The 25,025-nt window shown below is 57.7% G+C and carries 26 protein-coding genes; 6 read left to right on the top strand and 20 right to left on the bottom strand.

What is annotated here, in order from left to right:
• Positions 1-207 precede the first annotated feature (207 nt).
• Entirely contained in the window at positions 208-1,773 is a 1,566-nt protein-coding gene (ahpF, locus tag QLG03_RS19735) for an alkyl hydroperoxide reductase subunit F (protein WP_255988269.1), read from the top strand.
• Between the two features lie 76 nt (positions 1,774-1,849).
• On the opposite strand, the gene uspG is transcribed toward ahpF, so the two are convergent.
• From uspG to dcuC, 4 genes are all read right to left on the bottom strand, one after another.
• On the bottom strand, positions 1,850-2,278 hold the full coding sequence (uspG, locus tag QLG03_RS19730; RefSeq protein ID WP_002894401.1) for a universal stress protein UspG: 429 nt from the start codon (positions 2,276-2,278) through the stop codon (positions 1,850-1,852).
• 187 nt (positions 2,279-2,465) lie between these two features.
• On the bottom strand, positions 2,466-2,876 hold the full coding sequence (rnk, locus tag QLG03_RS19725) for a nucleoside diphosphate kinase regulator (protein WP_032455114.1): 411 nt from the start codon (positions 2,874-2,876) through the stop codon (positions 2,466-2,468).
• Positions 2,877-3,053: 177 nt separating this feature from the next.
• The gene (rna, locus tag QLG03_RS19720) at positions 3,054-3,851 is read right to left on the bottom strand and encodes a ribonuclease I (protein ID WP_023288823.1); all 798 of its coding nucleotides are present in this window, start codon (positions 3,849-3,851) and stop codon (positions 3,054-3,056) included.
• 92 nt (positions 3,852-3,943) lie between these two features.
• Positions 3,944-5,317 carry an anaerobic C4-dicarboxylate transporter DcuC gene (gene dcuC, locus QLG03_RS19715; protein WP_023288824.1) on the bottom strand — a complete coding sequence of 458 codons (1,374 nt, stop codon included), beginning with the start codon at positions 5,315-5,317 and terminating at the stop codon, positions 3,944-3,946.
• Positions 5,318-5,652: 335 nt separating this feature from the next.
• Between dcuC and pagP the strand changes: the two genes are divergently transcribed.
• On the top strand, positions 5,653-6,174 hold the full coding sequence (gene pagP / locus QLG03_RS19710; protein WP_223171797.1) for a lipid IV(A) palmitoyltransferase PagP: 522 nt from the start codon (positions 5,653-5,655) through the stop codon (positions 6,172-6,174).
• A gap of 194 nt (positions 6,175-6,368) precedes the next feature.
• A complete protein-coding gene (gene cspE, locus QLG03_RS19705) occupies positions 6,369-6,578 on the top strand; it encodes a transcription antiterminator/RNA stability regulator CspE (RefSeq protein ID WP_002439184.1) in 210 nt (69 codons plus the stop codon).
• A gap of 67 nt (positions 6,579-6,645) precedes the next feature.
• Here cspE and crcB read toward each other — a convergent pair whose 3' ends face one another.
• Positions 6,646-7,029, bottom strand: coding sequence for a fluoride efflux transporter CrcB (gene crcB, locus QLG03_RS19700; protein WP_002894459.1), 384 nt, complete (start codon positions 7,027-7,029; stop codon positions 6,646-6,648).
• An 89-nt stretch (positions 7,030-7,118) separates the two neighbouring features.
• On the opposite strand from crcB, the gene QLG03_RS19695 reads away from it, so the two are divergent.
• On the top strand, positions 7,119-7,907 hold the full coding sequence (locus QLG03_RS19695; protein ID WP_032455116.1) for a deaminated glutathione amidase: 789 nt from the start codon (positions 7,119-7,121) through the stop codon (positions 7,905-7,907).
• A gap of 242 nt (positions 7,908-8,149) precedes the next feature.
• A complete protein-coding gene (gene tatE, locus QLG03_RS19690; RefSeq protein ID WP_023288827.1) occupies positions 8,150-8,356 on the top strand; it encodes a twin-arginine translocase subunit TatE in 207 nt (68 codons plus the stop codon).
• A 190-nt stretch (positions 8,357-8,546) separates the two neighbouring features.
• Here the strand turns inward: tatE and lipA are convergent, their stop codons facing one another.
• The 15 genes from lipA to leuS all read right to left on the bottom strand — a co-directional run bounded on the left by lipA (position 8,547) and on the right by leuS (position 24,021).
• Positions 8,547-9,512: a lipoyl synthase gene (lipA, locus tag QLG03_RS19685; protein ID WP_023288828.1), complete on the bottom strand. Its 966-nt coding sequence runs from the start codon at positions 9,510-9,512 to the stop codon at positions 8,547-8,549.
• Between the two features lie 180 nt (positions 9,513-9,692).
• The gene (locus QLG03_RS19680) at positions 9,693-10,652 is read right to left on the bottom strand and encodes a YbeF family transcriptional regulator (protein WP_023288829.1); all 960 of its coding nucleotides are present in this window, start codon (positions 10,650-10,652) and stop codon (positions 9,693-9,695) included.
• Between the two features lie 129 nt (positions 10,653-10,781).
• Entirely contained in the window at positions 10,782-11,426 is a 645-nt protein-coding gene (lipB, locus tag QLG03_RS19675) for a lipoyl(octanoyl) transferase LipB (protein ID WP_023288830.1), read from the bottom strand.
• A 104-nt stretch (positions 11,427-11,530) separates the two neighbouring features.
• Positions 11,531-11,794, bottom strand: a complete 264-nt coding sequence (gene ybeD / locus QLG03_RS19670) for a DUF493 family protein YbeD (protein WP_002894474.1) — start codon at positions 11,792-11,794, stop codon at positions 11,531-11,533.
• 112 nt (positions 11,795-11,906) lie between these two features.
• The gene (dacA, locus tag QLG03_RS19665) at positions 11,907-13,106 is read right to left on the bottom strand and encodes a D-alanyl-D-alanine carboxypeptidase DacA (RefSeq protein ID WP_255988263.1); all 1,200 of its coding nucleotides are present in this window, start codon (positions 13,104-13,106) and stop codon (positions 11,907-11,909) included.
• Positions 13,107-13,245: 139 nt separating this feature from the next.
• On the bottom strand, positions 13,246-14,394 hold the full coding sequence (gene rlpA / locus QLG03_RS19660; protein WP_060589627.1) for an endolytic peptidoglycan transglycosylase RlpA: 1,149 nt from the start codon (positions 14,392-14,394) through the stop codon (positions 13,246-13,248).
• 11 nt (positions 14,395-14,405) lie between these two features.
• The gene (gene mrdB / locus QLG03_RS19655) at positions 14,406-15,518 is read right to left on the bottom strand and encodes a peptidoglycan glycosyltransferase MrdB (protein ID WP_004885876.1); all 1,113 of its coding nucleotides are present in this window, start codon (positions 15,516-15,518) and stop codon (positions 14,406-14,408) included.
• Positions 15,518-17,419 carry a peptidoglycan DD-transpeptidase MrdA gene (mrdA, locus tag QLG03_RS19650; RefSeq protein ID WP_023288833.1) on the bottom strand — a complete coding sequence of 634 codons (1,902 nt, stop codon included), beginning with the start codon at positions 17,417-17,419 and terminating at the stop codon, positions 15,518-15,520. The genes mrdB and mrdA overlap by 1 nt, the downstream gene beginning before the upstream one ends.
• 27 nt (positions 17,420-17,446) lie before the next feature.
• Positions 17,447-17,914 carry a 23S rRNA (pseudouridine(1915)-N(3))-methyltransferase RlmH gene (gene rlmH / locus QLG03_RS19645; RefSeq protein WP_002894620.1) on the bottom strand — a complete coding sequence of 156 codons (468 nt, stop codon included), beginning with the start codon at positions 17,912-17,914 and terminating at the stop codon, positions 17,447-17,449.
• Positions 17,915-17,917: 3 nt separating this feature from the next.
• Positions 17,918-18,235 (bottom strand): ribosome silencing factor, encoded by a 318-nt coding sequence (rsfS, locus tag QLG03_RS19640; protein WP_023288834.1) that lies wholly within the window; start codon positions 18,233-18,235, stop codon positions 17,918-17,920.
• 222 nt (positions 18,236-18,457) lie between these two features.
• Entirely contained in the window at positions 18,458-19,087 is a 630-nt protein-coding gene (locus QLG03_RS19635; RefSeq protein ID WP_023288835.1) for an adenosylcobalamin/alpha-ribazole phosphatase, read from the bottom strand.
• A gap of 72 nt (positions 19,088-19,159) precedes the next feature.
• Complete coding sequence (gene nadD / locus QLG03_RS19630) at positions 19,160-19,810, bottom strand: nicotinate-nucleotide adenylyltransferase (RefSeq protein ID WP_032455122.1); 651 nt, start codon at positions 19,808-19,810, stop codon at positions 19,160-19,162.
• On the bottom strand, positions 19,803-20,834 hold the full coding sequence (holA, locus tag QLG03_RS19625) for a DNA polymerase III subunit delta (protein WP_255988521.1): 1,032 nt from the start codon (positions 20,832-20,834) through the stop codon (positions 19,803-19,805). The genes nadD and holA overlap by 8 nt, the downstream gene beginning before the upstream one ends.
• Entirely contained in the window at positions 20,834-21,424 is a 591-nt protein-coding gene (gene lptE / locus QLG03_RS19620) for an LPS assembly lipoprotein LptE (protein ID WP_004885890.1), read from the bottom strand. The genes holA and lptE overlap by 1 nt, the downstream gene beginning before the upstream one ends.
• A gap of 14 nt (positions 21,425-21,438) precedes the next feature.
• Positions 21,439-24,021 carry a leucine--tRNA ligase gene (gene leuS / locus QLG03_RS19615; RefSeq protein WP_044521615.1) on the bottom strand — a complete coding sequence of 861 codons (2,583 nt, stop codon included), beginning with the start codon at positions 24,019-24,021 and terminating at the stop codon, positions 21,439-21,441.
• A gap of 226 nt (positions 24,022-24,247) precedes the next feature.
• Between leuS and QLG03_RS19610 the strand changes: the two genes are divergently transcribed.
• Positions 24,248-24,730, top strand: coding sequence for a zinc ribbon-containing protein (locus tag QLG03_RS19610; protein WP_025999140.1), 483 nt, complete (start codon positions 24,248-24,250; stop codon positions 24,728-24,730).
• Positions 24,731-25,025: the final 295 nt, after the last annotated feature.

Below are 25,025 nucleotides of genomic sequence, written 5' to 3'. Positions count from 1 at the left end.
CGTCGCCTGCTCACCCCGGTCGCTTACTTCAGTAAGCTCTCGGGGATTCTCAGGCTAGCCGCCTTGCTCTGACGCGAAATACTTTGGAAATTACTTCAGTCATGGGCGCACCTGCGCCCATTTCATTCCAACACCATGATGCAAGCGCATTCAGGCTGCCTGGACGAGGCCGCTTGCATGATGATGTTTTAAGCCCAGGAGATAACAATGCTCGACACCAACATGAAAACCCAGCTCAAGGCCTATCTTGAGAAGCTGACCAAGCCTGTTGAGCTGATTGCCACGCTGGATGACAGCGCTAAATCGGCAGAAATCAGGGAACTGCTGGCTGAAATTGCTGAACTGTCAGACAAAGTCACCTTTAAAGAAGACAATACGCTGGCGGTACGCAAGCCATCGTTCCTGATTACTAACCCCGGTTCCGACCAGGGCCCACGCTTTGCGGGCTCCCCGCTGGGCCACGAGTTTACCTCGCTGGTGCTGGCGCTGCTGTGGACCGGCGGTCATCCGTCGAAAGAGGCTCAGTCTCTGCTGGAGCAGATCCGCGATATCGATGGCGACTTCGAGTTTGAAACCTACTACTCGCTCTCCTGCCATAACTGCCCGGACGTGGTCCAGGCGCTGAACCTGATGGCGGTGCTCAACCCGCGTATCAAACATACGGCGATTGACGGTGGTACTTTCCAGAATGAGATCACCGAGCGCAACGTGATGGGCGTGCCGGCGGTGTTCATGAACGGCCAGGAGTTTGGTCAGGGGCGGATGACGCTGACGGAAATCGTCGCCAAAGTGGACACCGGTGCGGAAAAACGCGCAGCGGAAGAGCTGAATCAGCGTGACGCTTACGATGTGCTGATCGTCGGTTCCGGCCCGTCCGGCGCGGCGGCCGCGGTTTACTCTGCGCGTAAAGGGATTCGTACCGGCCTGATGGGCGAGCGCTTCGGCGGCCAGGTGCTGGATACCGTGGATATCGAAAACTACATTTCGGTGCCGAAAACCGAAGGCCAGAAGCTGGCCGGGGCCCTGAAAGCGCACGTTAGCGACTATAACGTCGATGTGATCGACTCCCAGAGCGCGACCAAACTGACGCCAGCGGCGACAGAGGGCGGCCTGCATCAGATCGAAACCGCCTCCGGCGCGGTGCTGAAGGCGCGCAGCGTCATCATTGCCACCGGGGCGAAATGGCGCAACATGAACGTGCCGGGCGAAGATCAGTATCGCACCAAGGGCGTAACCTACTGCCCGCACTGCGATGGCCCGCTGTTTAAACGTAAGCGCGTGGCGGTGATCGGCGGGGGGAACTCCGGCGTGGAAGCCGCCATCGACCTGGCGGGCGTCGTGGAACACGTGACCCTGCTGGAATTCGCACCGGAGATGAAGGCCGACCAGGTGCTGCAGGATAAAGTCCGCAGTCTGAAGAATGTCGACATCATTCTCAATGCGCAGACCACGGAAGTGAAAGGCGACGGCAGCAAGGTCACCGGTCTGCAGTATCGTGACCGGGTGAGCGGCGATGAGCATCACGTCGCGCTGGCGGGCATCTTCGTGCAGATCGGCCTGCTGCCTAATACCACCTGGCTGGAAGGCGCGGTTGAGCGTAACCGCATGGGCGAGATCATCATCGATGCGAAGTGCGAAACCAACGTTAAAGGCGTATTCGCCGCCGGTGACTGCACCACCGTGCCGTACAAGCAGATTATCATCGCGGCAGGGGAGGGGGCGAAAGCGTCGCTGAGCGCCTTCGACTATCTGATCCGCACGAAAACCGCATAACAAGTCAGACAATAGACCTGCATAACAAAGAGGCTACCCGGGGGTAGCCTCTTTTTTTATGCGCTTTTCCTCAGCCTTACCTGACGACCATCACCGGAATATGGGCGTGACGGATGACGCTCGAGGCGTTGGAGCCCAACAGGTGGGTACTGATGGAGGGATTGCGTGAGCCAATCACCACCACGTCGGCGTTTATTTCGCTGGCCAGTTCGTTGACCATGTCGCGCACGCTGCCGAAACGCACATGCAGCTTGATCCGCGATGGGTCAATGCTGAAATGGCTGACCATGGTCTGCAGGCGGGTTTCCGCCTCGTGCTGCAGATGTTCCTCAAAACGCCGCAGGTCGGCGGTAAAACGGCTCATCGTGAAGCTCGCTGAACCGGGTAAGACGTGGAGCAGATGGATCACCCCGTCCTGCTGGGCCAGAAACTCCGCATGCCGGACGGCTTTATCGCTCAGCGCCATCTCAAAGACATCAACCGGCATAATGATAGTCTTATACATATGCAATCCTCCTTGTTCGTTTGCGTCTATATCAACATATTATATGCGGATATTGTGTCATTCAGGTCGCAAAACTGTCAGTCAGGCAGGCGCAAAGCGTAAAAAAGGTTAGCGGGGGGAAAGACAGCAGAAAGAGGATGTGTGGACATCCTCTGAATAAAGCGCGATACGCCTCAGGCAGCGGGGATTAACGGTGGAATTCGCCAGCGGCTTCCGGCTGGTACAGCAGCGCCAGCACTTCCAGGTGCGTCGACGCCCCGCCCGGCAGCTCCCAGTGAATGGTGCTGCCGACCTTGAGGCCGAGCAGCGCGGCGCCCACCGGCGCGAGGACGGAGAGCTGGCTGGCGCTGTCGGTCACCTGCGTCGGAAACACCAGCGTCCGCACGCGCTCTTCGCCGCTGGTTAAATCGCGGAATTTAACCGTACTGTTCATGGTGACGACATCGTGCGGCATCGCTTCCGGCGCCAGCATTTGCGCGCGGTCGAGCTCGTCGTTCAGGGCATCGGCAACCGGCGAGCTGGCGAAAGCCGGCTGCTCCAGCAGCCTGTCGATACGTTCGGCATCCAGTTCGTTAATGATGATTGCGGGTCTGGTCATTGCATACTCCATGTTATCCAGGAACCTGTCCGTAAAAGAAAACCCTCGCCGAAAAAGGCAAGGGTTAAGGTTCTCCCATCATACTGAGAGTTGCCGGCAGTTTGAAGTGATGAAACGCACAATCAGCGCGCAACGCCTCCGGCGAAGGACGTTTTCTGAACAGTATGCCGCGTTGCGCTAGTGGCCAACCTTATCGAGGATAAACTGCGCGCCGCAGTTACCCGGGTGAGGCTGGGGCAGAAAGGCGGAGGTGGCCAGTGGGGCGTTGATGGTCGCGGCGTTGAGCGAGATTTGCATCTCGGTCAAATAGGCAGGATTGCCGTTACAGGTTAATTTAAACGCCTTCACGCTCTGCGGACCCCAGGCGCGGGCCACGGCGGCGTCGAAGTCGGCCCGGCTGACGGTTTGGCCATAGTGTTTGGCAAGGAAATCACCAACCGGGCTGCGCTTAATTTCCCCGTTCAGGCGCACCATGGCGCCAAAATAGCTGTCGGGATCGAAGCCGAAGCAGACACCATGTTTGGCATATTCGTAACGTTCGAGGCAGGAGGTGCCGCCCGCGCCCGGCATTACGCTATTCAGTTTGTTGGCCATCTCCAGCGACAATCCCGTCTCCGCCGCCTGACATTTGCGGTTCGCTTTCACCTCCGGCATGTCGGGCAGCGGGCGCGTGGCGCAGCCGTAGCGCATCCAGCGTCGTTCATCCACTCCGCGCGCGGCAATGGACTTTGGCAGCCCGGGCCACAGGCCGTGCACGGTCAGAAAATCGGCTTTATTCGCGGTTTCCTGCTGCAGGCGGCACTCTTCCGGTTCGTTGCGGTTACGGTCATACATGCTCTGACAGAATCCGGTTTGCCAGGAGAGGGCCAGGACATAGCGGTCAAAATCAGCGTATCGCGTCGCGGTGAGCGGTTCAGCGCCGGCCTGAGTGGCGGTAAGCACAAGGGCAAGCGCGGCGAATTCCTTCCTGAACATGTTTATTCCTGATTGTGGATGGCAAAAGATAACGGGGAGTTATTAAAGCATAAAAAAGGCGCCTGCTGGCGCCTTTTCACGTGGTTAGACCATTAGTGGACCGCGCTGCCCGGGACGAGGATCTCGGTCGCGACAATCACCACCAGCAGGCCAACCATCACCGGCACCGAGGTGCGTTTGACCACTTCGAACGGGGAGATCTTCGCCATCCCGGCGACGGCCACCACCACGCCGGAGACCGGCGAGATCGTGCGGCCAAGATTAGAGGCCTGCAGCATCGGGATCGACAGATAGGCGGGATTGATGCCGGAGGAGTGCGCCAGCTTGGGGATCATCTCGACAAAGGCGTAGAACGGGGCATTGCCGGAGCCGGTGGTCATCGCCGCCAGCATGGTCAGGATCACCAGCACCAGCATCAGAATAATACTGGCCGAGCCGAAGGAAGTGGCGATGGAGATCAGACCGTTGATGAAGCCGATGGTGCTTAATCCCTGAGCAAAAACGCCGGCGGCGACCAGCAGCATCACCACCCCGGCGAAGGCGTCAGCCATCCCGCGGTAGGCGACTTCCAGTCCGCTGAAGACGTTTTTGGTGTTGAACCCGCGCAGGAATTCGAGGATCGCCGCCAGCAGCATGCAGCCGACGAGGATGGTAATAATGTGCAGTTCCGGCCCCCATTTGCCATCAAAGATCAGTACGCCAATAATCGGGGTAAACGGCAGGATGGCGTACAGCGCCGGGGCATTGGTGGTGATCTCGTTGACGTCGAGCATTTCGTGGGAAATGTTCTCTTTTTTATCCAGGTAGCGCTGCCAGAAGAAGTGAGCGATCGCCATGCAGATGATAGCGGCGATGGAGATCGGCAGCGTGGTCTTGAAGGCAAAGTCGATCAGCGGCATTTCGGCCGCTTTTGCCGCCAGCACGACGTCACCCGAGGTAGGCGAAAGGATAATCGCCGCCGGGGAGGCGCAGATGGCCGCCGCCGCACCGCGGCTGATACCGACGTTTACCATCACCGGGAACAGCGTCGCCATCAGCAGGACGCCGAGGCCGGTCGCGGAGGAGACGGCCAGCGACATCAGGCAGGCGACAAAGTAGGCGGCAATCATCAGCAGATAGGGCGAATTGATATAGCGTAATGGCTTTGAGGCTAATTTCACCACCATATCATTGGCGCCAATATGCGTCATATAGGTGGCGAAGCCGCACAGCATCATGATCATCATACCCAAATCGCCGCCACGGCTCATGAGTAGAATCTTAATGTATTCAATAATGTCAGTGGCGGAGTAACCGGTGCCCTCGGTATTGCCTGGTAAGACTTTATGACCCAGCAGGGCGCTGACGATCAGCAATATTAAGCCGCCGACGAACAGCACGCCGGTGGCTGAATAGCCCTTAATGATATAGCGGGCGACGCCCACAATGACCGCAATCCCGATCAGGATCTCAACAAACGTCAGCATTCATTTCCCCTAAGCCCAAAGAATATGTAGTTAAAAAGCGCCACACCAAATTTTAATGTGCGAATGTGCCGAAAAAACGGACGAAACTCGCTGATGCAAATCAATAAAGCGATAAGAACTACGCCCCTCCCGTCCCGCCTGGATATAATCACCAGATGGATAGTTAAGCGGTTCTGATGGTCAGCGGGCGAAAATCAGGAGTTTGCCTTATTTCGTTCAACCTGTATTGAGACTATCTTTGCTATCTTAGGTGGCTTTTAAATGAAAGTGGTAATAGAAAAGTGTTGATGTTACGTCGTTTTTCATTGTTTTCTCTTGGTTTTTTAGGATGGTTATTGGTATCCGGAAACGCCAGCGCGTCGTTTTCATCGACCCTTAGCGAAGGTTACCATACCTTAAGTAATAACGTTGCGCAGACCTGGAATGAGCCGGAGCACTATGATCTGTACGTTCCAGCCATCACCTGGCACGCGCGCTTTGCTTATGATAAGGAAAAGACGGACAAGTATAATGAACGTCCGTGGGGGGCAGGCTTCGGCGTTTCGCGCTGGGATGAGAAAGGGAACTGGCACGGCCTGTACCTGATGGCGTTTAAAGACTCTTTCAATAAGTGGGAACCCATCGGCGGCTACGGTTGGGAGAAAACCTGGCGTCCGCTGACGGACCAGAACTTCCGCCTCGGTCTCGGCTATACCCTCGGGGTGACGGCGCGCGATAACTGGAACTACATCCCGATTCCGGTGATCTTGCCCTTAGCGTCAATAGGTTACGGTCCGGCAACGTTCCAGATGACCTATATTCCCGGTACCTACAATAACGGTAACGTTTACTTCGCCTGGGCTCGCATACAGTTTTAATTCGCTAAGTCTTAGCAATAAATGAGATAAGCGATGCGTCTTGTGGAAAAACAAGGACTAAAGCGTTACCCACTAAAAAAGATAGCGACTTTTATCACTTTTTAGCAAAGTTGCACTGGACAAAAGGTACCACAATTGGTGTACTGATACCCGACACAGCATTAGTGTCGATTTTTCATATAAAGGTAATTTTGATGTCTAAGATTAAAGGTAACGTTAAGTGGTTTAATGAGTCCAAAGGATTCGGTTTCATTACTCCGGAAGATGGCAGCAAAGATGTATTCGTACACTTCTCTGCAATCCAGTCCAACGGTTTCAAAACTCTGGCTGAAGGTCAGCGCGTAGAGTTCGAAATCACTAACGGTGCCAAAGGCCCTTCTGCTGCAAACGTAATCGCTCTGTAAGCAACGCGTCAGTAGAATATAAAAACCCGCTAATCAGCGGGTTTTTTTTTGCCTGTTGATTACGCCTTTAGCGGCTGGCGGCCTGCGAGAAGAGCCAGAAGGCGACAGCCGTCATGGCAAACGAGCCCAGCAAGTTCACCGCGACGTTGAGGAGCGCCCAGCTCACTCGCCCCTGCTGCAGAAGAAACACCACTTCCGCAGAGAAGGTGGAGAAGGTGGTCAACCCGCCGCAGAAACCCGTGGTGATCAGCAGTTTCCACATCGGGTCAATGCCGGTCAGTCTATTAAACCACGCCAGCCCGGCGCCGATCACAAAGGCGCCTAACAGGTTGGCAGTCAGCGTCCCAATCGGGATAGCATGGTGCACAGGATTGAGCTTCATGCCGAGCCACCAGCGCAAAACGCTGCCGGTGCCGCCGCCAATAAAAACGGCGCAAAGAAGTTGAAACACGGTCGTTTCCTGCTATTTGATGTAAGAGAGTGTCAAGTGTAGCGCGCAACAGGCGCAATTGGCTATTCATAACCTGACGGGAGAAAAACATGCGGGTAGCGGCAGGGCAGTTTATCGTCACGCCAGTATGGCGGACGAATGCGCAAACTTGTGTGGCGATGATGCAGCAGGCGGCGCGTGAAGGGGCGGCGCTGCTGGTGCTGCCGGAGGCGTTGCTGGCACGTGATGACAACGACCCGGATCTGTCGGTGAAATCGGCCCAAACGCTGGATGGAGAGTTTTTACAGCTGCTGCTGGCCGAGAGCGCGCGTAACGGCCTGACGACGATCCTGACGCTGCATGTGCCGTCGGGGGAGGGGAGAGCAACCAACACGCTGGTGGTATTGCGTGAAGGGAAGGTTATTGCACATTATCACAAACTTCATTTATACGACGCCTTCGCAATGCAGGAGTCCCGGCGGGTGGATCCCGGCCGGCAAATCCCGCCGGTGATTGAAGTGGCGGGTTTCCGCGTTGGCCTGATGACCTGTTACGATCTGCGTTTTCCGGAGCTGGCGCTGTCGCTGGCGCTGAACGGGGCGCAGCTGCTGGTGCTGCCCACCGCATGGGTGAAAGGGCCGCAAAAAGAGCATCACTGGGCGACGCTGCTGGCGGCGCGCGCGCTGGACACGACCTGCTACGTCGTGGCGGCAGGCGAATGCGGGACGCGTAACATCGGGCAGAGCCGCATCGTCGATCCGCTGGGGACCACCGTGGCGGGCGCGGGGAGCGAGCCGCAGCTGATCTATGCCGATATTTCCGCAGACTACCTTGCGCGGGTTCGCGAGCGTTTGCCGGTGCTGCAGAACCGACGGTTTGCGCCACCGCAATTATTGTGACGTTTTTTTAAACAAGGCTTGATTCACCTTGTTACAGATTGCTATTGTGTCCGCGCGCCAAATACCCGTATTGTTTATCCCAATAATTCGCTGTGCACGTCAGGACGGACACCCCAGCGCTCACTCCCGGAGGGGAGGCCTCGGGCTGAATCACGCAGCCCACGCACAGGTGGATTACAATATGACGGATAAATGCGTGTATGATGGCGTATTCGCAGCTTGTATAGAGAAGAAGGTTAGCTATGGGTGAGATTAGTATTACCAAACTGCTGGTAGTCGCAGCACTGATTATCTTAGTGTTTGGTACCAAGAAATTACGTACGCTGGGCGGCGACCTGGGGTCGGCTATCAAGGGCTTTAAAAAAGCCATGAACGAAGATGACGATAGCGCGAAAAAAACCACCGCTGAAGACGAAGCACCGGCGCAGAAGCTCTCTCATAAAGAGTAATTCTCCGGCTGCGTCCCCTGGCGGGATGCGGGTGGTACGGCGAAGAGGCCGCGACGTTTGACGTTGCGGCCTTTGTTGTTTTTGTCGACGCCGCGCAGGAAAGATGCAACTAACTGTTACGGGAAGGCGAAGCGAATGAAGCGGAGAGCGCCGCTGCGCCAGGACGTGACGCAGCGGGAGAAGCGGCAGGTTATTTAACTTCCATCCCTTTAGCCTGCAGGTCGGCGTGATAGGAAGAGCGAACGAAGGGGCCGCAGGCGGCGTGGGTGAAGCCCATCGCCATGGCTTCCGCTTTCATCTCTTCAAACTCTTCCGGGCTAACGTAACGCTGCACTGGCAGGTGGTGACGGCTCGGCTGCAGATACTGGCCTAATGTCAGCATGGTGACGCCATGACGGCGCAGGTCGCGCATGACTTCGATGATCTCGTCGTTGGTTTCGCCCAGGCCCACCATCAGGCCGGATTTTGTCGGGATCTCCGGGTGCGCTTCTTTAAAACGCTCCAGCAGCTTCAGCGACCAGTTGTAATCCGCGCCCGGACGCACCTGACGATAGAGGCGCGGTACGTTTTCGAGGTTGTGGTTGAAGACGTCCGGCGGGGTCACCGTCAGAATATCAAGGGCGCGATCCATGCGGCCGCGGAAATCCGGGACCAGTGTTTCGATTTTAATCGTCGGGTTTTTCTCGCGAATGGCGCTGATGCAGTCGGCAAAATGCTGTGCGCCGCCATCGCGCAGGTCGTCACGGTCCACCGAAGTGACCACCACGTAGCGCAGCCCCATATCGGCGATAGTTTGCGCCAGCTTCTGTGGCTCGTTCGCATCTGGCGCGACCGGGCGGCCATGCGCCACGTCGCAGAATGGGCAACGGCGGGTACAGATCGCGCCGAGGATCATAAAGGTCGCGGTACCGTGGTTGAAGCACTCTGCAAGGTTCGGGCAGGAGGCCTCTTCGCACACGGAGTGCAGGCCGTTCTTACGCATCGCTGCTTTGATTCCCTGGATACGGGACGAGTCTGCCGGAAGTTTGATTTTCATCCATTCCGGTTTTCTGAGCAGAGCTTCACGCTCAGTTGCCACGTTCTTCACCGGGATAAGGGCCATTTTATCGGCGTCGCGGTACTTAACACCGCGTTCCATCACAATGGGTTTACTCATAGCGTGCGTGTTCCAGTTGCGAGTCACGAAGGAAAGCGAATTAATTCAATGAAATGTTGCAATTATCAACTATTTTTGAATCAAGAGCAGGCAGTATACCATTGAAAAGGGGCAGAAAGCAGCCTGCCTGCCCGGCAAATTGTAAAATAGTTGTTGTTTTATCCTTTTCCCTTCCGTGCGCTACGCCTTAAACGCCTGGATCACGGTCTCAATGATCTCTTTCAGCAATGGCTCTTTCCCGCTCTGCTTATTGAAGTGCAGCGCAACATCAATCTGCTCTTCCCGCAGGGAGGGGAAGTCCAGGGTCTGCAGCGGCCAGAGACGGGATACCATGGCGAACAGGCGCTCGGTGGTCAGCCCCAGCATGTCGCTCTCGGCGATCATTGCCGCCTGGGTTAGCAGGTTGAAGGTGCTGAAACCGCAGCGGCGCTCGCCCATCTCCTCCTGCAGCCGACGGTGCAGCGTAGGGTAGCGCTGGCCTTCCGGCAGCAGCAGCGCAAACTCGTATTGTGCAAGGGCGGATTCATCCTGCGGACCCTCCAGCGCGGGATGCCCAGCGCGGCAGTACATCTGCACCCGTTCCTGATACAGCACGTGATGGCTTATCGCCTGGCCGCTGTGCAGATGGGTATCAATCAACAAATCCACCTGGCGCTGGTCAAGCTGCCGCGCGGCGTCGGTGAGGGCGATGTTGTGCAGCAGGATCTGCGGAAAGACCGGCTTCAGCGCGCTGGCCAGGCCAGGCATCAGCAGCGCCCCCATCGCTGGCGTGGTGGCGATAGTGATCACCCGCTGCTGATGCGGGCTGCCGGTGATATCCAGCGCGCTGAGGAAAGCCTCCATACCGCGGCTGATGTACTGGTGAAGATGGGTGGCATAGGCGGTGGGCGTTACGCCCTGGCCTTTACGGATAAACAGCGGATCGGGGAACAGCGCCCGCAGTTTGTTTATTGACTGGCTAATGGCCGACGGCGTGATATTGAGTATCTTCGCGGCATTGACGATACCTTTGTGTACGTACACGGCTTCGAAGATGGTCAACAGATTGAGGTCAATATTACGCAGGATGCGAAACATCTGACGGTCGTAACGTTCGTCCTGTCGGTCAGGAGATTCTGACGGCGGCGTATTCTCTGGCACGCGATGAGTCCGGTTGGGAATGATAGGCCAAGTATAGCGGCCCACCGCGTTGCCGTGCGTGACAATTGATTGCAAAAATAATGTGTTACTCGTTCAGCACCCCGCCGTCAGCGGGGCGCTGGTCTGCCCTTAACCCTGAGGAAGGTATTCGTGCGGGGGATTGTTCAGCAGCGCCAGCAGATGGGCGACCAGCCGCGGAGCCACTGTCTCCGGAGTGGCTTCCGGCTGCCACTGGCGCATTTGCGTCATCTCCATACCGGCATAGCCGCAGGGGTTGATACGCAGAAACGGCGTCAGATCCATCGCGATATTGAGCGCCAGGCCGTGGAAAGAGCAGCCTTTGCGGATCCGCAGCCCCAGAGAGCATATTTTGCGATCGCCGACGTAGACGCCAGGGGCATCGGCGCGGGGGTGCGACTCAATACCGTATTCGGCAAGGGTATTGACGACCGTTTGCTCCAGCAGCGTCACCAGTTCACGCACGCCCAGCTTGCGGCGCTTGAGGTTCAACAGGACGTACATTACCTGCTGTCCCGGGCCGTGATAGGTTACCTGGCCGCCGCGATCGCTCTGGATCACCGGAATATCACCGGGCACCAGCAGATGTTCCGCTTTGCCGGCCTGACCCTGGGTGAAGACCGGGTGATGTTCCACCAGCCAGATCTCATCAAGGGTATCTTCATCACGGGCGTCGGTAAATTCGTGCATCGCCTGCGAGACGGGTTCGTAAGGTTGCAGGCCAAGCTGCCGGATTAGAATTTTATTGTGCTGCAAAACAACATCTCCGCCGGGAAGAGAGAATTCAGGTCGGGGAGTATATCACAGCCGTGCGGGAGGGAATGAGAAGACCCGGCACGGCGGCCGGGTCAGGGAAAAGGTTACAGCACCATCCGAACGATATCGATATTGCCTAACTCTTCGTACAGCGTTTCCACTTGTTCAATGTGAGTGGCGTTGATGGTGATGGAGACCGAGTGGTAGTTACCTTTGCTGCTCGGTTTTACTGACGGCGAGTAATCACCAGGCGCATGGCGCTGTACCACTTCCACCACCTGATCAACCAGCTCAGGCAACGCCTGCCCCATTACTTTGTAAGTAAATGGCGTAGGGAATTCAAGCAGTTCGTTAAGTTTGGTTTTCATGTCAGCTCCGGTGTTACGACAAAATAATAACTCCCACCAAGGGCGGGAGTTATCAGGTTACTTGGATGAATAGTATATGGGGATGGAAATCACACTTTCAAGTGTTCGATTTTTAACCAAACCAGTGGTGGAACATTAATTTAATGTAATCAATCATTTTACCGAAGAAATTACCTTCCGGAATTTCCTGCAGCACCACCAGCGGGCGCTGGTCAATGGTTTTACCATCCAGCTGGAAGTTAATGGTGCCGACGACCTGGTTTTTCTGCAGCGGGGCGTGCAGCTCAGTGTTATTCAGCACGTAGCTGGCTTTCAGATCTTTCATCCGGCCGCGCGGGATGGTCAGGTAGACGTCTTTATCCACCCCCAGCGAAGCGCGATCGCTGTCGCCGAACCAGGCCGGTTCGGAAGCAAACTCTTTGCCGGCTTTAATTGGGTTGACGGTTTCGAAGAAGCGGAAGCCCCAGGTCAGCAGTTTTTTGCTTTCCGACTCACGCCCTTTGAACGTCCGGCCGCCCATTACCGCCGAGATCAGACGCATCTGCCCTTCGGTGGCGGAAGCGACAAGGTTGTAGCCCGCTTTGTCGGTGTGGCCGGTTTTGATGCCGTCGACGTTCAGGCTGTTATCCCACAGCAGGCCATTACGGTTCAGCTGGCGGATACCGTTGAAAGTGAACTCTTTCTCACGATAGATGGAGTACTCGTTCGGCACGTCGCGGATCAGCGCCTGGCCAATCAGCGCCATGTCGCGCGCCGAGCTGAACTGGCCGTCAGCATCGAGGCCGTGAACAGTCTGGAAATGGGTGTTTTTCAGGCCGAGGGCGTTGACGTAGTTGTTCATCAGGCTGACGAAGGCGTCCTGGCTGCCGGCGACATAGTCGGCCATCGCCACGCAGGCATCGTTACCGGACTGCAGGTTGATACCGCGGATCAGCTGGGAAACCGGCACCTGCATCCCCGGCTTGAGGAACATCAGGGAAGAGCCTTTGAATACCGGGTTGCCGGTGGCCCAGGCGTCGTTGCCGACGGTGACCAGATCGGACTCTTTGAATTTGCCCGCTTTCATCGCCTGACCGATAACATAGCTGGTCATCATTTTGGTCAGACTGGCCGGGTCGCGGCGGGAGTCGGCGTTGTTTTCAGCCAGCACCTTGCCAGAGTTGTAATCGATAAGGATCCAGGATTCGGCGTCAATCTGCGGGGCGCCTGGGATCATCGTTTTGATATTCAGGTCATCGGCGCGGGCAGCGGAGGAGAGCGCTGCAACGGAGAGCGCCGTGATGAGTAAACGAGCGGTGAAAGAGGTCTTCATGGTCAGAACAACGGCATCCGTGATGGAGTTAAAAAAAGTGCCTTACTATAGCAAATGCTCTGCGGGCCAGCATCCGACATTGCGCATGAGTTTGTTAATGACTTTTACATGCGCAAGGTGAACGGGCTGCCCGCGGCCTTTAGTTGGCGCGAGTAATAAAGGACTGCAGCTGCGCTTCGCTTTGCAGGCGCTGCTGAACGGCGCTGGCCTGCGCCTTGTCGGCAAACGGCCCCAGCTGAATACGCCACACCGCGCCGTTTTGCATGACCCGGCCTGGCACAGAGAACTGCTGGCTCAGACGCTGCTGATACTGCTGCGCCCGCGCCTGGTCGCTCACTGCGCCCACCTGCACGACAAAGCTACCGCTGGCGCTGGAGGCGGCGGAAGACGAAGCGGCAACGGCGCCGGCGGCTGCGGCGGTGGCTGCTGCGGGCGCGACGCTACCCTGGATGGAGCCGGGCGCGGTTACCGGCGCTGCTGGCGTGGCGCCGGCGGCAGGTGCCGTCGCGGCGGCGGCTGCGGGTTCGCTGCTCTCCAGCACGCCGCTGTTCAGCGGCGTCGGGGCGCCGAGAAAACCGCCGCTGTTCACCGGTGCGCCAACGCTGTCTTCCGGCTTCAGCGTGCTGTTGCTGATCGGGCGAACGTCAGTGGGCGCGGGCTGGCTCATGCCAGCGGCGTCACCGCCGTCCAGATTCGGACGGGCGGGCAGGGCGTAAGTCTGTTTGGCGACGGTGGTACAAGCCATTCCCGGGCCGGAAAGCGAACCGTCAGGTGCGACGATGATCGGGTCGATACGCACTTTGGTGTTATTCGAGGTGTTCAGGCGGTCGGCGGACGCGCGGGAGAGTGAGATAACCCGATCGTTGCCGTAGGGACCGCGATCGTTAATCCGCACGACGATCATGCGCCCGTTGGCGAGGTTGGTGATCCGCGCATAGCTCGGGATCGGCAGCGTCGGGTGCGCCGCGGTCAACTGCGTCGGGTCGAAGGTTTCACCGCTGGCGGTCAGGTTGCTGTTGGGTTCCGCGTCATAGATCGCCGCGAAACCGGCCTGAGTAAAGTTTGCCGGATCCTGGACGATGTTGTAGCGCTTACCGTCGCGCTCATAATCCTGATTCGCCGTCGCGTTCGGCGTTTCATACTGCGGATCGGCGCCGCTGATCTCAACCGTCGGGCCATTACAGACGGCCGGCTGTGGAGTACTGACCGTCTTTTGTTGCACGTCATCACTCGAACATGCCGCCAGCAGCCCCGCTGCTATGCAGATCCCCAGCCATTGCTTACGCATTGCGAACCCCTTTAAACGCTTTTCGACAACATTTTTCTGTGGGTATGGATCGACATCACGATACCAAACCCGGCCATCAATACGATCAGGGCGGAGCCCCCGTAGCTCACCAGCGGCAACGGTACGCCCACCACCGGTAAAATACCACTCACCATACCAATATTTACGAAGACATAAACGAATAAAATCAACATTAAACCACCGGCCATGACCCGGCCAAAGGTGGTCTGCGCCTGGGCGGCGATCCACAGTCCGCGCATGATCAGCAGAATATAGAGCGCCAGCAGGATCAGTACGCCAATCAGACCCAGCTCTTCGGCGAGTACGGCGAAGATAAAGTCGGTATGGCGTTCCGGCAGGAACTCCAGCTGCGACTGGGTGCCGTGCAGCCAGCCTTTGCCGCGCAGACCGCCGGAGCCAATGGCAATTTTAGACTGAATAATGTGATACCCCGCGCCCAGCGGGTCGGTTTCCGGATCGAGCAGCATCATCACGCGCTGGCGCTGATAGTCGTGCATCAGGAAGAACCACAAAATCGGGATAAAGGCGGCGACCAGCACCACCGCAATGCCGATCAGGCGCCAGCTGAGGCCGGAGAGGAACAGCACAAACAGACCGGAGAGGGCGATCAGAATCGAGGTCCCGAGGTCAGGCTGCGCCGCCACCAGCAGCGTCGGCAGGAAGATCAGCACCAGGGCAATACCGGTATTCTTCAGAGAAGGCGGGCAGACGTCGCGGTTAATAAAGCGCGCCACCATCAGCGGCACGGCGATTTTTGCAATCTCCGACGGCTGAAAGCGGACGATACCGAGATCCAGCCAGCGCTGCGCCCCTTTGGAGATGGCGCCGAAGGCGTCGACGGCCACCAGCAGAATAATACAGAAAATATAGAGGTAGGGCGCCCAGCCCTCATAGACCCGCGGCGGGATCTGCGCCATGACGATCATGATCACCACGCCCATGGCGATCTGGCCGATTTTACGCTCCATCATGCCGACGTCCTGACCGCTGGCGCTCCAGATAACCAGCGCGCTGTAGGTCAGCAGCGCCAGCAGGATCAGCACCATAGTGGGGTCAAGATGGATCTTATCCCACAGCGATTTTTTGTTCGGATTATCCGTCATTATTGATCCTCCCCTGCGGTTACCGCCGGGTTTTCGCTTGGCAGCGTGGTGTTGTTATCGCCCAGCATGATGTGATCGAGGATTTGGCGCATAATCGTACCGACCGCCGGGCCGGCACCGCCGTTTTCCAGGATCATCGCCACGGCAACCTGCGGGTTGTTATAAGGCGCAAACGCCGTCATCAGTTTATGGTCACGCAGACGCTCAGAGATTCGGTGCGCGTTATAGGTTTCGTTTGCCTTCAGGCCGAACACCTGGGCGGTACCGGACTTGGCCGCGATTTTATACGGCGCGCTGGCGAAATATTTGTGCGCGGTGCCGTTGCCGCGGTTGGCCACGCCGAACATGCCGTCTTTGGCGATTTCCCAGTAGCCGGAATGGATGTCGCCTACCGGCGGCTCATGAGGCTGGACCCACGGAACGGGCTTGCCGTCTTCCACGGTACTTTGCAGCAGGTGCGGCACTTTCACCACCCCGTCGTTAATCAGGATCATCAGCGCTTTGTTCATCTGGATCGGCGTGGCGGTCCAGTAACCCTGGCCGATGCCCACCGGAATGGTGTCCCCCTGGTACCAGGGTTTTTTAAAGCGTTTGAGCTTCCATTCGCGGGTCGGCATGTTGCCCGAGCGCTCTTCGGCGAGGTCGATACCGGTATAGTGGCCGTAGCCGAACTTGCTCATCCACTCCGAGAGGCGATCGATGCCCATGTCATAGGCGACCTGATAGAAATAGGTATCCGCGGACTCCTCCAGCGCTTTGGTGACGTTCAGGTGGCCGTGGCCCCATTTTTTCCAGTCACGATAGCGTTTTTCCGAGCCGGGCAGCTGCCACCAGCCAGGGTCGAACAGGCTGGTATTGCGCGTGATCACTCCGGCGCTCAGCGCCGAGACGGCGACGTACGGTTTGACCGTCGATGCCGGCGGATAAACCCCTTGCGTCGCACGGTTGACCAGCGGCGTGTTGGGATCGTTGAGCAGGCCGGAGTAATCTTTGCTGGAGATGCCGTCGACGAACAGGTTCGGGTCGTAGCTCGGCGTCGAAACCAGCGCCAGAATGGCGCCGGTACGCGGGTCGGTGACCACCACCGCGGCGCGGCTACCGGCCAGCAGCGTTTCGATATACTGCTGTAGCTTGAGGTCGAGGGTGAGATAGATGTCGCGTCCGGCCTGCGGAGGCACCTCTTTGAGCTGACGAATAACGCGGCCGCGGTTGTTTACTTCAACCTCTTCGTAGCCGGTCTGACCGTGCAGGACGTCCTCGTAATAACGCTCAATACCCAGCTTACCGATGTCATGGGTCGAGGCGTAGTTGGCCAGTTTGCCCTCTTTATCGAGGCGGTCGACGTCTTTATCGTTAATTTTCGACACGTAGCCGATGACGTGCGTCAGCGCCGAGTTATAGGGGTAGTAACGGCGCTTGTAGCCTTTGACTTCCACGCCGGGAAAGCGGTACTGGTTGACGGCAAAGCGGGCCACCTGCACTTCGCTGAGGTTGACCTTGACCGGAATCGAGGTAAAGCGATGGGAGCGGGCGCGCTCCTTTTTGAAACCGGCGATATCATCGTCGGTTAAATCGACGACGTCGCGTAGCGCATCCAGCGTCTGTTGCACGTTATCGACTTTCTCCGGCATCATCTCCAGCTGATAAATGGTGCGGTTAAGCGCCAGCGGGGTGCCGTTGCGATCGTAAATAATGCCGCGGCTCGGCGGGATCGGCACCAGCTTGATGCGGTTTTCGTTCGAGCGCGTCTGATAGTCGTCGAAGCGAACGATTTGCACATTGTACAGGTTGGCGATCAGAACGCCGGTAAGCAGCAAAATCCCCAAAAAAGCGACCAGCGCCCGGCGCACGAACAGCGAGGATTCAGCCGTATAGTCGCGGAAAGAATTCTGTAATTTCATTCGCTGCTCAGTCTACCCTGATCATCATTACTCACGGTGGTACGGATGGTTGGTGGTAATGCTCCACGCCCGATACAGGCTCTCGGCCACCAGTACGCGCACCAGCGGGTGAGGTAAGGTGAGGGTGGAGAGCGACCAACTCTGTTCCGCCGCTGCTTTACAGGCTGGAGAGAGGCCTTCCGGGCCGCCGACCAGCAAACTGACGTCGCGCCCGTCCTGTTTCCAGCGTTCCAGTTCGCGCGCCAGCTGCGGCGTATCCCATGGTTTACCCGGAATATCCAGGGTCACGATGCGGTTTTTACCGGCAGCGGCTAACATCATCTCGCCCTCTTTTTCGAGGATGCGCTTGATATCAGCGTTCTTGCCGCGCTTACCGGCAGGGATCTCCACCAGTTCGAACGGCATATCTTTGGGAAAACGGCGCAGATACTCGCTAAAGCCGGTCTGTACCCAGTCCGGCATTTTGGTGCCAACGGCCACCAGCTGCAACTTCACGCATTAACTCCAGAGTTTTTCCAGCTCGTACAGACGACGGCTCTCTTCCTGCATGACGTGAACCATCACGTCGCCGAGGTCGACGACGATCCAGTCGGCGGCGGCTTCCCCTTCAACGCCCAGGGGCAGCAAGCCGGCGGCGCGGGATTCCTGAACCACGTGGTCGGCGATGGACATCACATGACGCGTGGAGGTGCCGGTGCAGATAATCATGCAATCGGTGATGCTGGATTTGCCATGTACATCAATGGCAACGATGTCCTGACCTTTCAGGTCATCAATTTTGTCGATAACAAAATCCTGGAGTGCTTTACCCTGCAAGTGTTCCCCCTGGGTGCGTGAAGATTGATAATCATAAAGAGCCTGACAGTATACCTGAACTAATGAAAAAGTCGGGTGAAATGTCTGTCGGCAGGCGTTCGCGGCGGAGTATCATCCCATCCCTCGCCGAGGATTGCATCGCCATTTTTGTAAAACAATTTCTGCAAACCTGCTTTGGCGGATGCTGCCTGGCAGCGGAGAATAGCAGCCTGCTCTGGCCTGTCAATGGTTCGGCGGGAATTCTTCTTGCGGCTGCCAGACGGCCTGGCTATTTAATACCCGCAGGGTGGTGAAATCGTCGCGAATGTCGAGGAGACTCCAGGCGCCATGGGCTATCGGAAAGTGCCACATCGCCGCGGCGGGCATCTGCAACAGCAGGGCGGTCAGCAGGCTCAGGACGCCCTGATGGCCGACGATCAGCAGGTGGTCAAGATGGCGGCAGTCGGTCAGCGTGGGGGTAAATTCGCTGACGCGGCGGGCAAAACGCTGAAAGCTTTCGCCGTTGGTCGGGGCCGCGTGCTGCCAGTCAGCGCACCATGCGGCATAGTTTTCCGCATCTTCTCGCTGGAGGTCGCGATGATGGCGCATCTCCCAGTCACCGAAAAACATCTCATTGAGCGCGGCATGGCATTCGCGCGGGATAGCGCGATCGCCAAGCAGCAGATCGGCCGTTGTCCCGGTCCGCGCCAGCTCGCTGCAGAAGACTTTATCGAAAGGCACCGCGCGCAGTCGTTCACCGAGCGCTCGCGCCTGAGCGACGCCGCGCGGCGTCAGGGGCGTGGGGGCGTGGCCGCTGTATAACCCGGCAACGTTAGCTTCGGTTTCGCCATGGCGAACTAACCACAATTTCATGAACAGGCTCTGACAGGCGTTGGAGAGGTGGCGTTACGATAGCGCTTTTTTCGCGCCAGGCCCAGCCCGGGGTCAGCAATAGAGACCCTGCTCGCGGATGTAGTCCAGCACCGCGGCCGGCAGCATCTCGGCGCAGGACTCGCCGCGCTCAAGGCGCTGGCGAATGATCGTCGCCGAAATATCGAACCACGGGGTCTCAGCCAGGTAGATCACGCCGGAAGGACGGTGATGCAAAGACTCCACGTCGTGGGTTAAATGGCGATCCAGCCAGCGCTGATCGGCCTCATGGGCCATGGTCAGCGGGTAACCCGGCCGGCGGCAGACAATCAGGTGGACATTGTCGAGGATGGTTTCATAGTTATGCCAGGTGGGAAAGGTGAGCAGCGAATCCTGGCCAATGATAAACGCCAGCGGCTTGTGCGGCCCCTGCTCCTGGCGCCACTCCTGCAGCGTTTGCGCCGTCCAGGAGGGGGTATCGCGCCGCAGTTCGCGTTCATCGAGCGTGAACAGCGGCTTATCGGCAATCGCCAGCTTCAGCATGTGCACGCGCTGGGCGCTGGTGGCTTCCGGCTGGGGACGATGCGGCGGGACGTTATTAGGCATGATGATGACCTTGCTCAGGCCAATCTGATTCGCCAGGATCTCGACCGGCTTGAGGTGACCATAATGCACCGGATCGAAGGTGCCGCCATAGATTGCCTGTAAGTGAGTCATATCAACCATCAATAAAAACGTCCGCCAGGGCTTTGTGGCAGAGCAACAACGAAAGACTTTCCAGTTCGGGCCAGATGTCGTACCCGTAATCCTGTTTAAAGGTCAGTTCCGCGCGGGTCAGAAGGGTCACCGCCTGGCGCAGCTGTTCGCCGCTGAGTCGGGCGAGGGCGTCGCTGAGCAGCTGACGGCGGTTTTGCCAGACCCGATGTTTATCAAACAGCGAACGCAGCGGCGTCTGTGCCGACTGGCGCTTGAGAGTGACCAGCAGCAGCAGCTCCCGCTGTAGCGTACGCAGCAGGATCGCCGGCTCGCAGCCTTCAAGACGGAGCTGCTGCAGAACGTGCAGCACGCGCTTGCTTTTGCCTGCCAGCAGGGCATCGACCCAATGGTAAGGGGTAAAGTGCGCGGCATCGTTCACCGCCTGCTCAACGCGGGGCAGGGTCAGCTTACCGTCCGGCCAGAGGAGCGCCAGCCGCTCCAGCGCCTGCGCCAGCGCCAGCAGATTGCCTTCGTAACAGTAGCACAGCAGCTGGCTGGCCGCGTCGTCGAGCTGCAGCTGATGCTGTTTGGCCCGCGCAGCCAGCCAGCGCGGCAGCTGCGCGTATTCCGGCGTCTGGCAGCTGACCTGGACGGCGCGCTGAGCCAGCGCGGTGAGCCACGCGGCATTCTCCTGGGCTTTGGTCAACTTACTGCCGCGAACGATCAGCAGCAGGTCGTCGTGCAGCAGACCGACCAGCGTCGCCAGCTGTTCATTGATCGCCGCGTTGGGGCCGTTTTCCGGCAGGATCAACAGCAGGGTTTGCCGGCTGGCAAACAGGCTCATCGCCTGGCTTAAGGCGAAAAGCGCCTGCCAGTCGGTGCTGCTATCGATAGTGAAGGTGTGGTGTTCGGTAAAGCCCTGCGCGGCAGCGGCTTCGCGAATAGCGTCCTGGCTTTCCTGCAACAGCAGAGGATCGTTGCCAAGCAGCAGATAGGCCGCGCGCAGCCCTTCAGTGAGCTGCGCGCGGAGCTGTTCCGGGTACAACCGAATCATCATTGACCCAGCGTGGTGGAGACGCGGTTACCCGAGGACGCCGGCGCGGTGCTGCCCGCGACCGGTTTTTCTTCCTGCTGGGTGGCTTCAACATCCGCTACCTGAACGCTTGGCAGTTTACGAATCAGCTGTTCCGCCGCTTTATCGTACATTTCCTGGATAATCATATCCTGCTCGGCGTCTTTGGCTAGCGCCGCCTGCGGGTTATCAAAGAACGAACGATAGACCTTGGTGGTTATCGGATAGATATCGTGACCCGGGATCAGGACGCTGGCATGAACGGTCATGACCATCTGATATTCCGCCGTACGACCGTCCTGGAACACCGATGCCGTATCTTTCTGAATCGACGATCCATCGAGGCGCAGAGAAGGGACATCTTTACGCAGCGTGCTGGCGTCGATCAGTTCCACGCCGTTAAGACGCAGCTGATTACGCACCGCGCGGCTTAACGGCCCGTTCGGATCGCTCGACTGGAAGATCATGGTTTTCATGGTGGTGGGCACCTTGGTAGTGCTACGCAGATGCCAGCCACAGCCGGCGGTGGCAAGCACCGCCAGAGATAACAACATTGTTACCAGATATCGCACGCTTCCTCCCGCGCTTAGCCAACGACCAGATTGAGCAGTTTACCCGGAACGTAAATCACTTTACGCACGGTTTTGCCGTCGAGATACTTCGCCACCAGATGCTCCTGGCCGGCGCGCTCGCGGACCTGCTCTTCAGTTGCGTCTACCGCAACGGTAATTTTACCACGAACTTTGCCGTTGACCTGGACGACGACGAGGGTGCTGTCTTCCACCATCGCGCTTTCATCTGCCACCGGCCACGGCGCGTTGTCGATATCGCCTTCACCGTTCAGCTCACGCCACAGGGTGAAGCTGGCGTGCGGGGTGAACGGGTTGAGCATACGCACGACCGCCAGCAGGGCTTCCTGCATCAGAGCGCGATCCTGCTCATCTTCCTGCGGCGCTTTCGCCAGCTTGTTCATCAGCTCCATGATCGCCGCGATGGCGGTGTTGAAGGTCTGACGACGACCGATGTCATCGGTCACTTTGGCGATGGTTTTGTGGATATCGCGACGCAGCGCTTTCTGATCTTCACTCAGCGCCGCCACGTTCAGGGCCGCAACGTCCCCTTTGGTGGTGTGTTCGTAGACCAGCTTCCAGACGCGTTTCAGGAAGCGGTTCGCCCCTTCGACGCCAGATTCCTGCCACTCGAGGGTCATATCCGCCGGGGAGGCGAACATCATGAACAGACGCACGGTATCCGCGCCGTAGCGCTCAACCATGACCTGCGGGTCGATGCCGTTGTTTTTCGACTTGGACATCTTGCTCATGCCGGTGTACACCAGCTCGTGGCCCGCCGCGTCTTTGGCCTTAACGATGCGGCCTTTTTCGTCACGTTCGACGATGGCGTCAACCGGGGAGACCCAGTTACGTTCGCCGTTTTCGCCTACGTAGTAGAAAGCGTCAGCCAGCACCATGCCCTGGCACAGCAGCTGTTTCGCCGGCTCATCAGAGTTGACCATGCCCGCGTCGCGCATCAGCTTGTGGAAGAAGCGGAAGTAGAGCAGGTGCATGATCGCGTGTTCGATACCGCCGATGTAGATATCGACCGGCAGCCAGTAGTTGGCCGCTTGCGAATCCAGCATCCCTTCCTGATACTGCGGGCAGGTGTAGCGCGCATAGTACCAGGAGGATTCCATAAAGGTGTCAAAGGTGTCGGTTTCGCGCAGCGCCGGCTGGCCGTTAACCGTGGTCTTGGCCCATTCAGGATCGGCTTTGATCGGGCTGGTGATGCCGTCCATGACCACGTCTTCCGGCAGGATCACCGGCAGTTGATCTTCCGGGGTCGGCAGCACGGTGCCGTCTTCCAGGGTGACCATCGGGATCGGCGCGCCCCAGTAGCGCTGACGGGACACGCCCCAGTCGCGCAGGCGGTAGTTAATTTTACGCTCGCCGACGCCCATGGCTGCCAGTTTGTCGGCAATGGCGTTGAAGCCCGCTTCATAATCGAGGCCGCTGAACTCGCCGGAGTTAAACAGGACGCCTTTCTCGGTCAGCGCCTGCTCCGAGAGATCTGGCTCAGAACCGTCGGCGGCGAGGATCACCGGCTTGATGTTCAGCCCGTATTTGCTGGCGAACTCGTAGTCGCGCTGGTCGTGACCCGGAACGGCCATCACCGCGCCGGTGCCGTACTCCATCAGCACGAAGTTAGCCGCCCATACCGGAATTTCTTCGCCGGTCAGCGGGTGGATAGCTTTAAAGCCGGTATCGACGCCTTTTTTCTCCATCGTCGCCATGTCGGCTTCCGCCACTTTGGTGTTGCGGCATTCGTCGATAAAGGTGGCCAGCGCCGGATTGTTGGCCGCAGCCTGCTGCGCCAGCGGGTGACCCGCAGCGACCGCCAGGTAGGTACAGCCCATAAAGGTGTCCGGGCGAGTGGTGTAGACGGTCAGCTTGTCGGCGTAATGGTTAACGTCAAAGGAGATTTCCACCCCTTCAGAACGGCCGATCCAGTTGCGCTGCATGGTCTTCACGGTGTCCGGCCAGTGGTCCAGCTTATCCAGATCGTTCAACAGCTCATCGGCGTAGGCGGTGATTTTAATAAACCACTGCGGGATCTCTTTACGCTCGACTTTGGTGTCGCAGCGCCAGCAGCAGCCGTCGATAACCTGCTCGTTGGCCAGTACGGTCTGGTCGTTCGGGCACCAGTTCACCGCGGAGGTTTTTTTGTACACCAGGCCTTTTTTGTACAGCTCGGTGAAGAACTTCTGCTCCCAGCGGTAGTATTCCGGGGTGCAGGTCGCCAGCTCGCGGCTCCAGTCATAGCCGAAGCCCAGCATTTTGAGCTGGTTTTTCATGTAGGCGATGTTGTCGTAGGTCCACGGCGCTGGCGCGGTGTTGTTTTTTACCGCCGCGCCTTCCGCAGGCAGACCGAACGCATCCCAGCCAATCGGCTGCAGGACGTTTTTACCCAGCATGCGCTGATAGCGGGCAATCACGTCGCCGATGGTGTAGTTACGCACGTGACCCATGTGTAGTCGACCAGAAGGATAAGGAAGCATCGACAGGCAGTAATACTTCTCTTTGCTCTCGTCTTCAGTTACTTCAAATGTACGATTTTCGTCCCAGTGAAGCTGGACTTTCGATTCTATCTCTTCCGGGCGGTATTGCTCTTGCATGGCAGCCAGTGGTCCTGTTTTCAATACAGCTACAAAATGTAGCCAATGGATGTGTTATTTCAGATCGGCATAGCATAGCCCAAACGCCAACGTCAAAACAGCTTTTCGCACATCAACATCGGCAAAAGCTGGGCAGATTATTTCGCGAGTCTGTGGCTTGTCAGACACAGCGGGAGAGGAATAAGGTCTATTATCAGAAGACGTTAACCACACCGGAGGCGAAATGATGAACAAGGTTGCTCAATATTACCGTGAACTGGTCTCCTCGCTCAGCGAACGGCTCCGCCATGGAGAACGCGATATTGACGCGCTGGTGACGCAGGCACGCGATAAAATTGTCCGCGCCGGCGATCTGACGCAGAGCGAGATTGAGTCGGTAATAGCCGCGGTCAAGCGCGATCTTGAGGAGTTTGCCCGCAGCTACGAAGAGAGTCATGAAGACGAGAGCGACAGCGTGTTTATGCGGGTGATCAAAGAGAGCCTGTGGCAGGAGCTGGCCGATATCACTGACAAAACCCAGCTTGAGTGGCGGGAGGTTTTTCAGGATCTGAATCACCACGGCGTATACCACAGCGGCGAAGTGGTCGGTTTAGGCAACCTGGTGTGTGAGAAGTGTCACTATCACCTGGCGGTGTATACCCCGGATGTGCTACCGCGCTGTCCGAAGTGCGGCCACGATCAGTTCCAGCGTCGCCCGTTTGAGCCCTGATCGATCGGGCCCGGTGCTGAATGATTGCGCCGGGCCGGTGAAAAAATAACTAATGATAAATTTAATGGGGCAATATAAACCTTATAGATTTATTGGTGTTATGCTCATATTTTTTACACCGCCACGGATTATCGTGGAGCATAACGCGCAGCGTATCGCAGCCAGCTCAGCGTATGATATTGACCAAATTAATTTGGAATAAGATGCGCGGTGCGCTTGCTAATGGGGCGTGGGCGCTGTCTGATAACAAGGCTATGTCATTTGCGGAGACTCATCGGCGATGCGCTGTCGCCAG

The organism is Klebsiella sp. V115_8 (assembly GCF_029967715.1).
Taxonomy (GTDB): domain Bacteria; phylum Pseudomonadota; class Gammaproteobacteria; order Enterobacterales; family Enterobacteriaceae; genus Klebsiella; species Klebsiella quasipneumoniae.
The sequence above is the reverse complement of the archived record's forward strand: the minus strand, read 5'-3'. Positions and strand labels throughout refer to the sequence as shown.